Here is a 15,333-nt window from a genome sequence, read left to right as displayed (position 1 = left end):
TTTCCCTTTCCTTTGTTTGATAAATATTGAAAAAATTTAAAGTCTCAAAATGAAAACTCACTTGGGGTGATATATATGGCTGAAAGTCCGTTTAAGGCCGATATTGAAAGAGCCCAGAAGGAGCTGACTGAAAAAATGACACCAGGAGCAATTGCATACATTCCTGGAAGCAGCGTAATCAACAAGACTGGTTCTTGGAGAGTCTTCAAGCCTGAGTTTAACAAGGACAAGTGTGTAAGATGCTTCTTGTGCTACACTTACTGTCCAGAGCCAGCTATCTACTTAGATGAAGAGAACTACCCAGTTTTTGACTACGACTATTGTAAGGGTTGTGGCATTTGTGCAAATGAGTGTCCAACTAAGGCAATTACAATGGTTAGAGAAGTTAAGTGAGGTGATTTAGATGCCCATGAAGAAGGTTATGAAAGGTAATGAGGCAGCTGCTTGGGCTGCAAAGTTGGCTAAGCCAAAAGTCATTGCTGCGTTCCCAATTACACCATCAACTCTCGTTCCAGAGAAGATTAGTGAGTTTGTTGCCAACGGTGAATTGGATGCTGAGTTCATTAAAGTTGAGAGCGAGCACTCTGCAATTTCAGCATGTGTTGGTGCTGCAGCAGCTGGTGTTAGAACATTCACAGCAACAGCTTCACAAGGTTTAGCTTTGATGCACGAGATCCTCTTCATTGCAGCTGGTATGAGGTTGCCAATCGTTATGGCTATTGGTAACAGAGCACTCTCAGCTCCAATCAACATCTGGAATGACTGGCAGGACACAATTAGTGAGAGAGACACTGGCTGGATTCAATTCTACGCTGAGAACAACCAAGAGGCTTTAGACTTAATCTTGATCGCATTCAAGGTCGCTGAGGATGAGAGGGTCCTCCTTCCAGCAATGACTGGATTCGATGCATTCATTCTAACCCACACAGTTGAGCCTGTCGAAATCCCAGACCAGGAGCTTGTTGACGAATTCTTGGGTGAATACAAGCCAAAGCACGCTTACCTCGATCCAAAGAGACCAATTACTCAGGGAACACTCGGATTCCCAGCTCACTACATGGAGGCCAGATACACAGTGTGGGAAGCAATGGAGAACGCGAGAGAAGTCATTAAGGAAGCCTTTGAGGAGTTTGAGAAGAAGTTTGGAAGAAAGTACCAGATGGTTGAGGAGTACAAGACCGATGACGCTGAGGTTATCATGATAACAATGGGTTCACTCGCTGGAACTCTCAAGGAGTTCGTTGACAAGAAGAGAGAAGAGGGAGTTAAGGTCGGTGCTGCAAAGATTACAGTCTACAGACCATTCCCAATTGAGGAGATTAGAGCTTTGGCTAAGAAGGCAAAGGTCTTGGCAATCCTTGAGAAGGATGTCAGCTTCGGCTCAGGTGGAGCAGTCTTTGCTGATGTTGCAAGATCACTCATCAACGAGAAAGAGAAGCCAATAATCCTTGACTTCATAATCGGTCTTGGTGGAAGAGACGTCACATTCGAGCAGCTTGAGGAAGCATTAAGCATTGCAGAGAAGGCCATGAAAGAGGGTGTTGAGGAGGATGTTTATTGGATTGGCTTAAGGAAGGAGATTTTGTGAGGTGATTAAAATGGCTGTAAGAAAACCCCCTATCACAACTCGCGAGTACCGGGCACCTGGTCACGCTGCATGTGCTGGATGTGGATGTGCAATAATCATGCGCTTAGCTACTAAAGCATTTAGCGAAGCTATGGAAGAGAAGTACGGCGATCCAAATGCTTTTGCAATAGCTCACGCAACTGGATGTATGGAAGTTGTCTCCGCAGTCTTCCCATACACAGCTTGGAAGGCTCCATGGGTTCATGTGGCATTCGAAAACGCTGCCGCTGTTGCAAGTGGAATTGAAGCAGCATGGAAGAAGCTCGGTTACAAGGGCAAGATCTTAGCATTTGCTGGAGATGGTGGTACAGCTGATATAGGATTACAAGCACTCTCTGGAATGCTCGAGAGAAGACACAACGTTGTTTACATCATGTATGACAATGAGGCTTACATGAATACTGGTATTCAGAGGTCATCATCAACACCATACGGAGCATGGACAACAACCTCACCACCTGGAAAGTACTCAATAGGTGAGGACAAGCCGAAGAAGTGGGTCGCTCTAATAGCGGCAGCACACATGATTCCATACGTCGCAACAGCAAGCATTGCAGACCCATACGACCTCTATAGAAAAGTTAAGAAGGCAGCATTGGTTGATGGTCCGGCATTCCTCCAGATACATGGTCCATGTGTCCCAGGATGGCGTATTCCACCAGAGAAGACAGTTGAAGTTGCAAAATTAGCAATTGAGACAGGTGTCTGGCCACTCTTTGAAATCGAGAATGGAGACATAAGAAACATCAAGTTCCAGAGATTCCCCAAGGATGGAAAGTTCAAGAAGCCAATTGAAGAGTATCTCAAGCTCCAGGGAAGATTCAAGCACTTATTCAAGAGACCAGAGGCAATACAAGAACTCAAGGAGCAGATTAAAGCAATGTGGAGAGTTCTTGGAAAAGAAGTTGAGCTTCCTTGATTCTTTTCTTCTTAAGTTTTTATTCCTTATGATGTTGTTATTTTCCCTGGCACTCTGAACTCTAGGTTTTTTGATTACACATTTTTGTCCAACAGTGCATTTATTTATGACAAAGCTTATAAGTTGTTAGGATAATCTAATTTCAGCAATTGAAGAGGTGATGAAGATGACAATAAAAACTCCTCCCTCATTTAATGTGCCTGGGTTGGGTGTTGACCCGTTAACCCAGAGGATTAAGGAGAAGGAAAAGAAGTGGAAGTACAAGATAGCTGTTCTCAGTGGTAAAGGTGGTGTTGGTAAATCAACGGTAGCTGTTAATTTGGCAGCAGCTTTAGCTAAGCTTGGTTATTCTGTAGGTGTTTTAGATGCTGACGTTCATGGCCCAAACATAGCTAAAATGCTCGGCGTTGAGAAGGCTGAAATCTTGGCTGAAAAAGTGGATGACCACTTCGAAATGATTCCACCAACAGCTGATTTTATGGGTCAAGTGACACCAATTAAAGTCATGAGCATGGGCATGATGGTTCCGGAAGATCAGCCAATCATTTGGAGGGGTCCACTTGTTACAAAAGCACTCAAGCAGCTTTTGGGTGATGTGAAGTGGGGTGAGCTTGACTTTATGATAATTGACTTTCCACCAGGAACTGGGGACCAAATCCTAACAGTAGTTCAGACTATTCAGCTTGATGCTGCTATCGTTGTTACAACACCTCAAGAGGTTGCTCTGCTAGATACGGGGAAGGCTGTAAACATGATGAAGCAGATGGAAGTGCCATACATTGCTGTTGTTGAGAACATGAGCTATCTCCTTTGCCCCCACTGTGGAAACAAGATTGACCTCTTTGGTGAAGGCGGTGGGGAAAAGCTTGCCAAAAAAGAAGGCGTTGAATTTCTTGGAAAAATACCGATTGACTTAAAGGCAAGGGAAGCAAGTGATTTGGGAATTCCAATCGTTCTATATGAAGATACTCCAGCTGCCAAGGCATTTATGGAGATTACTCAAAAACTCGTGAAGAAGCTTGAAGAGATGAAAAAAGAGGAGTAAAGCTTAAATTTTCTTCCCCTTTATGTTTTAATAGCATGCGCGGCTGAGGTCGGGAGAGCCCGAAACAGTGATGCCGCGCTGGACCGGGCTACATAACTTTTTTAATAATGATGATACTAAGGGTAGGACGGTGGTGGTTATTCAAAGTCAAGTGGGCAACCAGCTTTTTCAAACTGCATTTAAATGGATTCAGCTTCATTCGGATACTGCACGAATTATCGTTTTAGCTGTATTGCTGATTGCATTTCTCCTTCTAGTTTACAACCTCTTCAAAGAAAGTTCTGAAGCCTTTGTTCTCTATCTCTTAGTGATTTCTATGACGATTCTCTGGTTTTTTAATTCAAATGAGTTTGTGATAAAGCCGGTTTTTTGGGATTCTTTCTCTTTTGAATTGGTGTACCTTACTCTTTTACTCCTTCTGTCGTGCTTCATCTTTTATCTCGCTCCAAAGCTTTCTCGTGAACTCGGCTTTCTAATTTACGGCTTAGCTTTTGCTTCTCCGACGTTTAGAGAAGCTGTAAAAACCTTTGACAAGAACTTCTTTGTGCTTTTCTTCTTTGTTGCAACATTGGCTTTAATCATGAACCTTTCCTATACTCCAAAAACTTTCAGGGCAGTTTTAGATACATTTTTGCTTTCTATTTTCACAGTGATTAGCATTGAGTTAAACTTTTATGCTTCTGCAATACCGCTGGCGTTTATAATCGCTTTCCCAAAGAGGAACAAGAGAAACTATGTCTACATAGGATTGACTCTAATAGGAATAGTAGTCCTCTCAGAGATTTTTGGAACAAGCATATCTACAAAACTATTCGACAAAAGTTGCCTCTATGTACTGACAAGATTTATAAAAGAAAGCTTTATCCAGCTTGTCCTCATATTGTACTTGTTTGCTACAAACTTCAAGGTAGCAATTAGAATGAGAGGGCAGGTTTTGTTTCTGTTGATCTTAACACTTATGTATCTTCCGCTTTTAACGGTTCATCCAATGCTTTTTGCTCCCCTTATTGTTGTGAGCTCTGCCCTCTCAATTAGGCTAACTCAAAAGCTTTATATCATTGCTCAAACTTAATTGCCCCAATTACCGCAGACTTTATGTATGGTCCGATTTCCTTTATTATTCCCGGAGCTTGTGTTCCTTTTTTTAGAACCAAGAGGGTTTCCATGAGGCCAAGTTCTTCCAGTCTTTTGACGTCCCTTGAATGTCCGGTTTTTATCAGTGCTTCTTCAACTTTTTCACTTATTGTTCCTACAATGAAAAGCTTGTCATATCCATCGCTTATCCAGGACTTAATTCTCTTCAGCTGTTTTTCTGTAAAGTGTGCTTCGACTTCCCTCGCTCCAAATTCAACTCTCTCAATTCTAACCTCAACGGGCAGATAGTCAATCCATCCAAATTCTCTAATCATCTGCCTCGCAGGCTTTTCCCCAAATTCCCTCTTCAAGTAGTAGAGCGGAATTAGGGCATCTTTTGGTGTTGGAGAGAATATCCCTATATCAACGTAAACCCCATAGCCAACCTTACCTAAGTCAATGAACCTTCCCTTATAGATTTGTCCCTCTTTTACATTGCTGAGCTTGTAAGGAACTTCTCCAAACTCTTCCCTTATTAAGTTGGCAGATATTTCTTCATCTTCCCCTTCAAGCCTAATCTTGACCCACTGCTTCTGGGTAATTGCTATCTTCCATTCAACTTCCAAATCTCCAATTAACGACTTCAATTTTCGGTTGAGCTTTTCAAAACCGCTCCTGTCTCCATAAATCTTCTCTAAAATCACCAGTTCTTTCATCTTCACCATCCCCGAAGTTCATAAATCAATTAAACACAAAAGAGCTCACTTCTTAATTCCTAATTCCTTTTCAAGCTGTGCAATTCGCTTTTTGAGCTCCTCTACAATTTTTGTGTTGTCATACTGCTGGAGCATTTTGCCGCAAATTGGGCATTGAAACTCATATTCTAAAGCTTCATCAAAAGTCAGCTTTGGATGCCCAGGGGTTCCACACTGATAGTAAATTTCACTCGTTTCTTCTTCAAGCATCTGCTTGAGCTTTTTGAGTTCTTGCATTTTCCTAGATCTTATTATTTCTGGCAATCTCTTGGTCTCTAGGTGCCAGTAATAGTAGTACCAGCCGGTCTCTTTGTCCCTTGTCCTTCTGAACTCTGCAAGCTGATGATCATAAAGGGCGTAGAGGATTTTGCGAACGGTATTTACCCTTATACCCGTCATCTCAGCGAGTTCTTCATCAGTAGCCTCACCTTTTTTTTCGAGAGCCTTAATTACTTCAACAGCTTCTTCTCCTCCAATGTCCATTGCAAGTTCTATGAGCTCCTTGTTCTTTCGTCTTGGCATGAAAAAGACCTCCCTATCATCCAATTTTAGCAAAATTTAGCGTTGGCGAAGGTCTCTCAGTACTTTACTATGTCAACCATGATATATATATGTTTTTGTTAGAATCAGATTAATGATGTACATCAATGGACATTAAAATTGAGATTAAAGAAGTTAGTCGGTAAAGTACTCATCAACAAGCTCTTTTGCTGAAGGCTTGTAAAGCTCCAAAATCTCGATGTCCTCAATAACGTTGCCTTCCCTAAGTTTGAGCTTCACTTTACCTCCATAAACTTGCAAATCTAGTAGACCATAAACTGCATCTTCTGCCTCCAATGGGCTTTTAAACTTCATAATATACTCGCCGCTCTCATCGATGAGCTTGACCCAGTACTCATTTTTCCTCTTGAAAGGTCTTGTTATCTTCGGCTTAAACTTCTCAACTATGATTTCCAATGAAGCCACCTCCGGAATGCTGAGAATTTTTGGTCATTCTAAATCTTTTAGCCTCTTGATTTTTAAGTATTTCTTCTTATGAACTCCTTTTAAAAGTTGTGAGCACTAACTTTATATCGTTTGAGCAGAGTTATAAGATTAAGGTGAGTAAAATGTATGCAATTGAGGTCAGTGAACTCAGAAAAAGCTATCCCAAGAAAATTCCATTGCCCTTTAGAAAAGTTGAATGGATTGAAGCTGTTAAGGGGATTAGCTTTAAAGTCAAAAGAGGGGAACTCTTTGGACTTTTAGGGCCCAATGGAGCTGGAAAAACAACTACAATTAAAATGCTTACAACTCTGCTGGAGCCAAGTGGAGGGACAGCAAAAATTCTCGGATATGATATTAGAAAAGATGCGAGAGAGATTAGGAAAAGGATTAATTTGGTTGCTGAAGGAGAGAGAACTCTTTACTGGCGCTTATCAGCATATGAGAACTTGAAATATTTTGCAAGGATTTACTATGTCCCCAAGAGCGAGGAGAATGAGCGAATTGAAAGTCTTTTGAAGCTCGTTGGGTTGTGGGAGAGGAAAGATGATTTGGTAATGAACTACTCTCGAGGAATGAAACAAAGGCTAGCTATAGCAAAAGCTCTAATAAATGACCCTGAAGTTCTCTTTCTTGACGAGCCTACTTTGGGACTTGATGTTCAAAGTGCAATCTTTGTGCGAGAATTCATAAGAAAGCTTGTTGACGAGCAGAAAAAGACTGTTCTCTTGACAACCCACTACATGGCGGAGGCTGAAGAGCTCTGTGATAGAATTGCAATAATTGATCATGGAAAAATAATTGCTCTCGACACTCCAGAAGGCTTGAAAAAGCTTGTAAGAGGAGAGGATGTTGTTGAAATAAAGGTCAAAGAGTTTTCAGCTCAAAAGCTGAAGGATCTTCCTTGGAAGCTTGCTGTCATAAAGGAAGATGTCGAGAGAGGAATAACAATGCTTAGAGGTCAAATTAATGAAGAGGATTTGCCAAAAGTTGTTGAGCTTTTAGTAAAGAGCGGTGCGAGAATTTTAAGCGTTGAGCAGAAGGAGCCAACTCTTGAGGATGTTTTCATAAAACTTACAGGCAGAGCGCTGAGGGATTGAAAATGCCTCTCGGGGCTATAATCGAAAAAGAGCTTAGAATGTTCTTCCGCTATCCGTTGAGGGTTTTTAGCGCGGTTTTAATTGGTATTGTCTTTCTCCTCCAGTTTGTGTTCTTTGGGCAGGCAGTTCTTGGGGGGAGGTATTCTCAGCTTTTAGCATCTTCAACTGGAATTGGAGACTACCCAACTTATGCACTTGTAGGATACGTTTTGTGGTGGTTGTCTGTCTCTCCAATGGAGGCTTACGTTTGGGGAATTAGGAGAGAACTCCAGAGAGGAACTTTTGAAACCAACATAGCAGCTCCAATAAGAATTACTGAGCTTCTACTTGGCTTAGCTTTGAGCTGGCTCCTCATGGATTCGGTTTTGATGATGATAGTCTTTGCATTTGGAGTTTTAATTTTTGACATTTCTTTAACATTCTCTATTCTGCTGAAGTCTCTGCCAATCTTACTGCTGTCTTTCCTAGCTTTCTTAGGCTTCGGCTTCATTTTCGCTGGGTTGGTCATGATGCTTAAGCACATAGGACCTTTTGCCCAAATCTTTGAATTTGCGATGCTCTTCTTCTCTGGAGTCTTCTTCCCACTCAATGTAATGCCTAAAGCAATAATAGAATTCTCAAAGGTTCTTCCTTTGACTCATTCAATAACTGCCATTAGAGGCATTTTTATTGGAAAGACCTATGCTGAAATTGCTCCATCAATAACTTGGCTTCTCCTTCTAGTTCTTGTTTACTGGCTGGTTGGCTATGCTCTCTTTAGGTGGGCCGAGAGAATAACGAGGGTGATGGGTTATGGCGGTTACTGAAGAGCTGAGAGCGCTCTATGGAGTGGCAGCGAAGAGCTGGCGAATCTTTTTGAGCTACAAGCTTTGGATGATCAGCGATATAATGCTCGGCTTCTTCTTCGTGGGACAGGCTTTGCTCATAGGAATTGGCTTAACAGGACAGAGAAACTCACCTGCTCTGCAGCAGATGACGGGCTATTCTGACTATTTGACCTTTGCAGTGCTTGGCTTCATGGTTCTTGGCTTTGGCCTAACTTTCATGGGCGGCTTTGTGTGGAGCATTGTTGATGAACTCTACGCTGGAACTCTTGAATACTCTTTTGCGGCTCCAATGAGGAGGATAACGTTCTTTCTGGGTAACGTTTTAGTCAGAATTTTTCTGTCGTTCGTTTATATGGCAGTCTACATTCCGCTCTTTGTTATCGTGTTTGGCGTTCACATAGATTTGGTTGGTTTTCTTAAGGGCCTACCAGTCCTTCTCCTTGGGACTGTAGGAATGATTGGCCTTGGAATGACTGCTGCGGGAATTGTGCTTTACTTAAAAGACCCTGGGCCGTTCATAAACATCTTAGAAATGCTCGTTTTTGCCTTGAGTGGAGCAATGTATCCAGTAAAAATCCTTCCAAAGCCTCTACAGCTCCTAGCCCAAGCAATGCCGTATGCTCCAACGAGTGAAGCAGTAAGGAAGGTTGTTGCTTTTGGATATTTAAACTCAATTAATGAAATAACATATCTCGTCTTTATCTCAACACTATATGCTCTGCTTGGCTATCTCGCGTATAAATGGAGTGAAAAGCAGGCAAAAATAGTTGGGTTAAAGAGCTATTAGAAAGGCAGGTTGAGTTCTAGTTCTTCCGCTTTCTTCTTTATCTCTTCAAGAGGAACCACGGCACTCCTTGCACCAACTTTCTGGACAGTGAGATAAGCCAGAAGCATTCCGAGCTTTGCGGCATCTCTCAAACTCCAGCCTTTGAGGACTCCGTAAATGAGTCCAGCATCGAAGGAATCCCCTGCACCTGTAGAATCAACGACTTCTGCACTAAGCCCTCTGATCTCAAATACTTCCCCGTTTTCATCTCTTACTAAAGCACCGCCGCCATTCAGCGTTATAATTACGTTTTTTGCTTTAACCTCCGTAATCTTCTCCAAGCTTCCAAATTTCCTCTTAAATTCGTCCTCATTCATGAGCAGATATGTTATCTTCCCTTCAATTTCATCTGGGATTTTTGCTTCTCCAATGTCAAGTGAGATCGTAATTCCATGCTCATAGGCAAAGTTCACTGCATCAATGATGAGCTTTTTTGGATTTGATGAAAGATGGATGTGTCTTGTCTTAGCTAAATATTCAAAATCAAGCTCTCTGTATGCGTTGGCTCCTAAATACTTCACGATTCTCTTGTCTTCGCCTTTTATTATTGCCACGGCAACACCTGAGGGGACATCAACGATTTTTATGCCTTTTACATCAACACCAATCTTTTTGAAGAAGTTTATATGAGCCTCTCCAATTTCGTCTTTTCCTACAGCTCCTATGAATCCCACTTTAAGACCCATATTAGCTAGCCATGTTGCTGTATTTCCTGCTGCTCCTCCGAGCCCAAAGTAGGCATCTCTTGCTGGTATCTTTTCGTGGAATTCTGGAAAGCGGTCAACGAGCATTATTATGTCGTAGTTGAGGTTGCCTATTGCAACCACGTCAAACATTGCTATCCCTCCAGTTAGTTTTATTTCATAGATTCTGCATTGAAAGGCTTTAAGGTTTTCTCTAATTTTTATCAAGAACTCAAAAATGAGAATTTAGTTCTTATTGGGGTTAAAGAAAGCATAAATCAGTTCGTCAATCCCATCCTTCTTTCAATTCTCTTAGAGTCTTATTGAAACGGCATGGAAAAAGGGAGTGGCAACTTTAGCGGGTGCGGCTTTCAATTCTCTTAGAGTCTTATTGAAACCATCCCAGCATCAAAGATTTTGGAGGTGATGGGTTGACTTTCAATTCTCTTAGAGTCTTATTGAAACTGGGGCTGTTGCATCAAGAGTCAAGCTTGAGAACAACGCTTTCAATTCTCTTAGAGTCTTATTGAAACGATTCTTGCGCTCCGGGACGAGAGGGATCCTGATGATCTTTCAATTCTCTTAGAGTCTTATTGAAACCATCAGACTTTCTCAAGCAAGAGCAAGGCTGAAGCTTCTTTCAATTCTCTTAGAGTCTTATTGAAACATAGAACCGTTTGAGAATCCTGCAAACCTTGTTATAGCCTTTCAATTCTCTTAGAGTCTTATTGAAACTGGGTGCCAAGTACTTCTTGATGAATTCCTTAATCTCCTTTCAATTCTCTTAGAGTCTTATTGAAACGGCTTCTTTTACAAAGGTTTCTGGATCGAGGTAGCAACCTTTCAATTCTCTTAGAGTCTTATTGAAACAGCATACCCAGCCCAATAAGGGTCGCCATCCAACATCTTTCAATTCTCTTAGAGTCTTATTGAAACATTCTCAAGCTCCTTAATGCGTTCCTCGTATTTCTTGCTTTCAATTCTCTTAGAGTCTTATTGAAACCCGGGGAGTCCAAAGGGTATTGTCCTATATTGTCCTATCTTTCAATTCTCTTAGAGTCTTATTGAAACTACAATTCACAGCACTTGTCGAGTATCAACAGAAGTGCTTTCAATTCTCTTAGAGTCTTATTGAAACTCAAGAGGGAAGCCAAAGTCCAGAGATTCGTCAACAGTCTTTCAATTCTCTTAGAGTCTTATTGAAACCTTCCTGCCCTTGTACTCGATGAAATAAAAAATGTACTTTCAATTCTCTTAGAGTCTTATTGAAACTGGGCGCAATTTTGCTCTATTTCTCCAATAAGACTGTAAACACACTAAAATTATAAAAGCCTTTCGTCAGAGGGTTAGTAACAAAGCCAAAGTAAGCCTCAGATTCAGACGCTATTATTGCTTTTTCATGGCAAATCCATTCCACAACTCGCTCTAATTTACCAGTGTACAAAAATGTTCAAGAGACTTCCAACGCCCAACTAGACCTCTAATTTTAAAAATCTGGTCTTAAACTCTTCTAAACTCGAAATGGTCAACTTTCCATTAGGGAGACATGCCAAAGAACCTCTCGAAAACCTCAAATCCAAATGTATGCATTTAAAACGTTACAATTCCAAGGAAAATTTATAACACAAAGTAATTTCCTAACAAAACATTACTAAAAACTTCCAAAGAACTCACAAGCCGTCATTCTAAAATTAACGATTTTTTGCAGCTGAAAATTGCAGAAAAAGCAAAACAAATAAGAACTGAAAAACCTTCGACAAAATTAAGAAAGAAAGCTCAGAAGAATGGGTTCCTGAACTTCTTTCCAGGATAATATGCTATACCTTCAAGCTCTTCCTCAATTCTGATGAGCTGGTTGTACTTTGCGTTTCTGTCGCTCCTTGCTGGAGCACCTGTCTTAATCTGCCCAGCGTTTATTGCTACCGCTAAGTCTGCAATTGTTGCGTCTTCAGTTTCTCCAGAGCGGTGTGAAACAACAACTCCGTAACCAGCTCTGAAAGCTAAGTAAGCTGCATCGATTGCTTCACTTAAGGTTCCGATCTGGTTGACTTTTAAGAGTAGAGCATTTGCTGCACCCATTTCAATGCCCTTCTTTAGCCTCTTCACGTTTGTAACAAAGATGTCGTCGCCAACAATCTGTATCTTCTTTCCGAGCTCTTTTGTTACCATTGCAAAGCCCTCAAAGTCTTCCTCGTGCATTGGGTCCTCAATTGAGACTATTGGATAAGTGCTGACTAATTCTTTGTAAAGGTCAATGAGCTCTTCCCTTGTGTATTCTTTGCCTCCAACAATGTATTTGTCCTTTTCAGCGTTGTAGAACTCACTTGATGCAGCATCTAATGCAAATGCGATTTCATCTCCAACTTTGTATCCAGTTTCTTCAATTGCCTTGACGAGAGCTTCCAGTGGCTCTGTAACTTCCTTCATTGGTGGCGCAAATCCGCCTTCATCACCTACGTTAACCGCTAACTTTCCGTATTTCTCCATCAGAATCTTTTTGAGTGTGTGATATGTTTCACTGACCATCTGAATGGCTTCTTTAAAGCTCTTAGCGCCAACAGGCATGATCATGAACTCCTGGAAGTCAAGGTCATTTCCGGCATGAACTCCACCATTGATGACATTGCTCATTGGAACTGGCAACACATAAGCGTTAGTTCCACCGATGTATTGGTAAAGCGGCAAGCCTAAAGTGTTTGCAGCTGCCTTAGCAACTGCCAATGAGACTCCCAAAATAGCGTTTGCTCCAAGGTTTGACTTATTCTCAGTTCCGTCAAGCTCAATCATGAGCATATCAATATCTCTCTGTAATGTTACATCCATTCCAATGAGTTCTGGAGCAATAATCTTGTTGATGTTCTCAACAGCTCTCCTAACTCCTTTTCCGTGGAATCTCTTTCCACCATCTCTAAGCTCCAAGGCCTCATGAGTTCCTGTTGATGCTCCGCTTGGCACAGCAGCCCTTCCCATGGCAACTGGGGTGTAGACATCTACCTCTACTGTTGGGTTTCCTCTTGAGTCCAAGATTTCCCTTGCTACAATTGCAGTAATTTCAAATGGGTTCTCCATCTTAATCACCTCGAGTGATGTTGATTTTTAGAGCTTAAAACTTTTGCACTTCAAATTGGTTTGAAGCTATGAGCAAAGATAAATACCTTGGGAGCATTAACTAGAACTAGGTGGGAATTATGAAAAGACATGCTATAATTTTCATTTTAATCTTAGCAGTACTTCCTTTCGCTCAGGCATGCTTTAGCCCAACTGATAACTTGGCTGTAGAGGTTTATTTCAACAAGCCTGGAATTGTATACAATCTTGAGCCGCTTAAAAATGCGGAAAATGTCTCAATTGAAGATGGAAGACTAATTTATCGCTCCCATTATGACGAAAGAGTGGCTGTTATGCTATGGGATGATAAGGGATTGCATCTAAGAATTGAGATTCCCGTAAAAAGCTGGAATTCAACTTATTTAAGAGCTAACCTCTCAGCGCTAATCTTGGTAACTGACGACATGCTCAAAAAAGCTGGAGGGCTTGGGTGGAATGTTACTTACTCAGAATCTAGGGACGTCTATTATTTCACAAAGGGCAACTATCTCGTGCAGCTTGAGATGCAGAGGGGGAATGAATGTTCCTCTGATTCAGACTGTGCCATAGGAGGATGCTCTGGAGAGATATGCACAACCAGAGAAAACGCAGGTAAAGTGGTTTCAATCTGTGTTTACAAGGACTGGTATGAGTGTTTGAAGCTTACAAGCTGCGGCTGTGTGAATGGAATCTGCTCTTGGAAGCCGAATTCAGCTGTACTCAATTGTTTAAAGGAGCATGGAGTTGACCCATCAAAGATTTTGAGAAGCGGAAAAGCTGATGTTAGAATTTTCGTTTACAACAGAGAGGAGCTGACAGAAAAAGATAGGGAACCGCTTAATGCCCTATTTGATGCTCTGGGCATCAAATGTGCTTTTGAAAACGTGAAGTTTGAGAGAAAAGTTGCTAACATGCCTGAAGGAGTTGTTGATCCCTACACATTTAACTTTAAAGAAGCGCTGAGAGTTGAAATTAAATGGCTCAAAGATACTGGAATATTGAATATAAGTGATGAAGACATTGAAGAGATTGTGAAAGTTGCAAAGAGGGGCTATGCTGGCTACAACTCCCACATCGGCTGGTATGAAACCAAGGATGGAAGATATGCGTGGATTCCCTACTTTGAGAGCAAAGATGCCAAGCTTTTAAAGTGCACTGCTGAGCCGTTAGCTTATAAATTGCCGAAGGGAACAGTGAAGATAGCATCATCCCCTACAACAACTTCGGAGTATTCGCCATTGTCACCAACCACTTCCTCCAGAACAATCTGCGGCCCTGCATTCTTAGGCTTAGTTTCTATTTTGCCTTTAATCTGGAGAAAAATGCGTTGATTTGATTCTTTTTTTCACTTCAATTCATTTTGAAGCTTTAACAACCCTTAAATGTAATCATGAGTAATATTTTCGGTGAGAGCTATGCATAAAAGAAATATTGGGGTAGTTCTTTTGGTTGTGGTGATAATAGTCGCTGGGTTTGTTGTCTCAAAGGTTTTTCAGAGCGGAGCTTCTTTTAGAGTTGGGAGTGAGCCGAAGTACCAACCCTCGGTTTATGAAGAGAAAGGTTGGGACATTGAGGCTGAAAGGATTACATACACTCAAACGATGGCATACGCTCCGACTTATACAAAGCCAACTGCCACCCAAACTTCGGTAGGAACTACTGGATATGAAAAGCCACAGGAAATAATCCAAAGGCTGAAAAAGGACTATTATGTTGTTATCCAAGACGAGAGTCCAGAGAAAGTTGCTGGTGAAATAAAAGCTGAGGTATATTCTTTGGGGGGATATGTAATTTCTGAAAATCTTGACAAGAGTGAAGAAAGGGTTGTTTATTACATTGAGTTTAGGATTCCAAACACGGTAGAAAATGAAAATAAAGTTGGGACACTTCTGGAGAAATACAACGTCAAAAGCCTCCGCTTGGATACTCAAGATGTAACAAGCAAATACAACCAAATTCTTGCTGAAATTGAAAGTCTAGAGGCTGAGAAAAATAAGCTCCTCGAATTCTACAACCTTTCAAAGGACATTGATGATTTGATGAGGATTGAATCCAGAATAAGCAGCATAAACTCCCGCTTAAACTATTTGTATCTCCAGAAGGATTACTATGAGAAAGTCACGGATTATATAACCTATCACGTCACAATAGAGAGCAAAGAAAAGCCTGTGTTCGAGATTGATTTAGGCTTCAGAAAAACAATATATCAAGCTGTGGCAATACTGCTCATGGTAATTGAGGGCATTCTTGCCCTGCTGATAATAATATCTCCATTTGCAGTGCTTTATTTGATTGGCAGGAATATTTATAGGCGCTTTAAAAAGCCTGAGCCGCAAGAGTAGCTTTGTGTTCTTTTCTAATTTTCAAAATGCTCAGTACTTGAAGGAGCCCAGCATAGTAAACTCC

15 protein-coding genes and 1 CRISPR repeat array are annotated in these 15,333 nt (G+C 41.2%); of the genes, 10 read left to right on the top strand and 5 right to left on the bottom strand.

From position 1 onward, the window contains the following. Window positions 1–75 precede the first annotated feature (75 nt). The 5 genes from porD to E3E24_RS00395 all read left to right on the top strand — a co-directional run bounded on the left by porD (window position 76) and on the right by E3E24_RS00395 (window position 4,663). Window positions 76–393, top strand: coding sequence for a pyruvate synthase subunit PorD (gene porD, locus E3E24_RS00415; protein ID WP_042681794.1), 318 nt, complete (start codon window positions 76–78; stop codon window positions 391–393). 10 nt (window positions 394–403) lie between these two features. Further along, a complete protein-coding gene (gene porA / locus E3E24_RS00410) occupies window positions 404–1,588 on the top strand; it encodes a pyruvate synthase subunit PorA (RefSeq protein ID WP_167886145.1) in 1,185 nt (394 codons plus the stop codon). 10 nt (window positions 1,589–1,598) lie between these two features. After that, window positions 1,599–2,546: a pyruvate synthase subunit PorB gene (porB, locus tag E3E24_RS00405; protein WP_167886144.1), complete on the top strand. Its 948-nt coding sequence runs from the start codon at window positions 1,599–1,601 to the stop codon at window positions 2,544–2,546. 166 nt (window positions 2,547–2,712) lie between these two features. Beyond that, window positions 2,713–3,591, top strand: a complete 879-nt coding sequence (locus E3E24_RS00400) for an Mrp/NBP35 family ATP-binding protein (RefSeq protein WP_167886477.1) — start codon at window positions 2,713–2,715, stop codon at window positions 3,589–3,591. A 130-nt stretch (window positions 3,592–3,721) separates the two neighbouring features. After that, a complete protein-coding gene (locus E3E24_RS00395; protein ID WP_167886143.1) occupies window positions 3,722–4,663 on the top strand; it encodes a hypothetical protein in 942 nt (313 codons plus the stop codon). Here E3E24_RS00395 and E3E24_RS00390 read toward each other — a convergent pair. The 3 genes from E3E24_RS00390 to E3E24_RS00380 all read right to left on the bottom strand — a co-directional run bounded on the left by E3E24_RS00390 (window position 4,647) and on the right by E3E24_RS00380 (window position 6,377). Next, window positions 4,647–5,381, bottom strand: coding sequence for a DUF2110 family protein (locus E3E24_RS00390; RefSeq protein WP_167886476.1), 735 nt, complete (start codon window positions 5,379–5,381; stop codon window positions 4,647–4,649). The two genes, E3E24_RS00395 and E3E24_RS00390, sit on opposite strands and share 17 nt — an antisense overlap. A 45-nt stretch (window positions 5,382–5,426) precedes the next feature. Next, complete coding sequence (gene tfe, locus E3E24_RS00385; protein ID WP_255454039.1) at window positions 5,427–5,966, bottom strand: transcription factor E; 540 nt, start codon at window positions 5,964–5,966, stop codon at window positions 5,427–5,429. Between the two features lie 129 nt (window positions 5,967–6,095). Then, on the bottom strand, window positions 6,096–6,377 hold the full coding sequence (locus E3E24_RS00380; RefSeq protein ID WP_167886141.1) for a hypothetical protein: 282 nt from the start codon (window positions 6,375–6,377) through the stop codon (window positions 6,096–6,098). Window positions 6,378–6,529: 152 nt separating this feature from the next. On the opposite strand from E3E24_RS00380, the gene E3E24_RS00375 reads away from it, so the two are divergent. The 3 genes from E3E24_RS00375 to E3E24_RS00365 are packed head-to-tail and all read left to right on the top strand — an operon-like array spanning window position 6,530 to window position 9,118. Beyond that, window positions 6,530–7,504 (top strand): ABC transporter ATP-binding protein, encoded by a 975-nt coding sequence (locus tag E3E24_RS00375; protein WP_167886140.1) that lies wholly within the window; start codon window positions 6,530–6,532, stop codon window positions 7,502–7,504. Window positions 7,505–7,506: 2 nt separating this feature from the next. Beyond that, window positions 7,507–8,310, top strand: a complete 804-nt coding sequence (locus E3E24_RS00370) for an ABC transporter permease (RefSeq protein ID WP_167886139.1) — start codon at window positions 7,507–7,509, stop codon at window positions 8,308–8,310. Then, a complete protein-coding gene (locus tag E3E24_RS00365) occupies window positions 8,297–9,118 on the top strand; it encodes an ABC transporter permease (protein WP_167886138.1) in 822 nt (273 codons plus the stop codon). The genes E3E24_RS00370 and E3E24_RS00365 overlap by 14 nt, the downstream gene beginning before the upstream one ends. On the opposite strand, the gene E3E24_RS00360 is transcribed toward E3E24_RS00365, so the two are convergent. Together E3E24_RS00360 and eno are read right to left on the bottom strand one after the other, a co-directional pair. Further along, window positions 9,115–9,993, bottom strand: a complete 879-nt coding sequence (locus E3E24_RS00360; protein WP_167886137.1) for an ADP-dependent ribose-1-phosphate kinase — start codon at window positions 9,991–9,993, stop codon at window positions 9,115–9,117. The two genes, E3E24_RS00365 and E3E24_RS00360, sit on opposite strands and share 4 nt — an antisense overlap. Window positions 9,994–10,140: 147 nt before the next feature. Continuing rightward, window positions 10,141–11,112: a CRISPR direct-repeat array (repeat unit 30 nt; unit sequence CTTTCAATTCTCTTAGAGTCTTATTGAAAC). 504 nt (window positions 11,113–11,616) lie between these two features. After that, complete coding sequence (gene eno / locus E3E24_RS00355; protein WP_167886475.1) at window positions 11,617–12,909, bottom strand: phosphopyruvate hydratase; 1,293 nt, start codon at window positions 12,907–12,909, stop codon at window positions 11,617–11,619. A gap of 119 nt (window positions 12,910–13,028) precedes the next feature. On the opposite strand from eno, the gene E3E24_RS00350 reads away from it, so the two are divergent. Both E3E24_RS00350 and E3E24_RS00345 read left to right on the top strand, forming a co-directional pair. Beyond that, window positions 13,029–14,258: a CGP-CTERM-anchored Cys-rich protein gene (locus E3E24_RS00350; protein WP_167886136.1), complete on the top strand. Its 1,230-nt coding sequence runs from the start codon at window positions 13,029–13,031 to the stop codon at window positions 14,256–14,258. Window positions 14,259–14,342: 84 nt separating this feature from the next. Next, window positions 14,343–15,269 carry a DUF4349 domain-containing protein gene (locus tag E3E24_RS00345; RefSeq protein ID WP_206205293.1) on the top strand — a complete coding sequence of 309 codons (927 nt, stop codon included), beginning with the start codon at window positions 14,343–14,345 and terminating at the stop codon, window positions 15,267–15,269. The last annotated feature ends 64 nt before the right edge of the window (window positions 15,270–15,333 follow it).

This window comes from Thermococcus sp. LS2 (assembly GCF_012027375.1).
Classification (GTDB): Archaea; Methanobacteriota_B; Thermococci; order Thermococcales; family Thermococcaceae; genus Thermococcus_B.
This window is presented reverse-complemented; position numbering and strand designations above follow the sequence as displayed.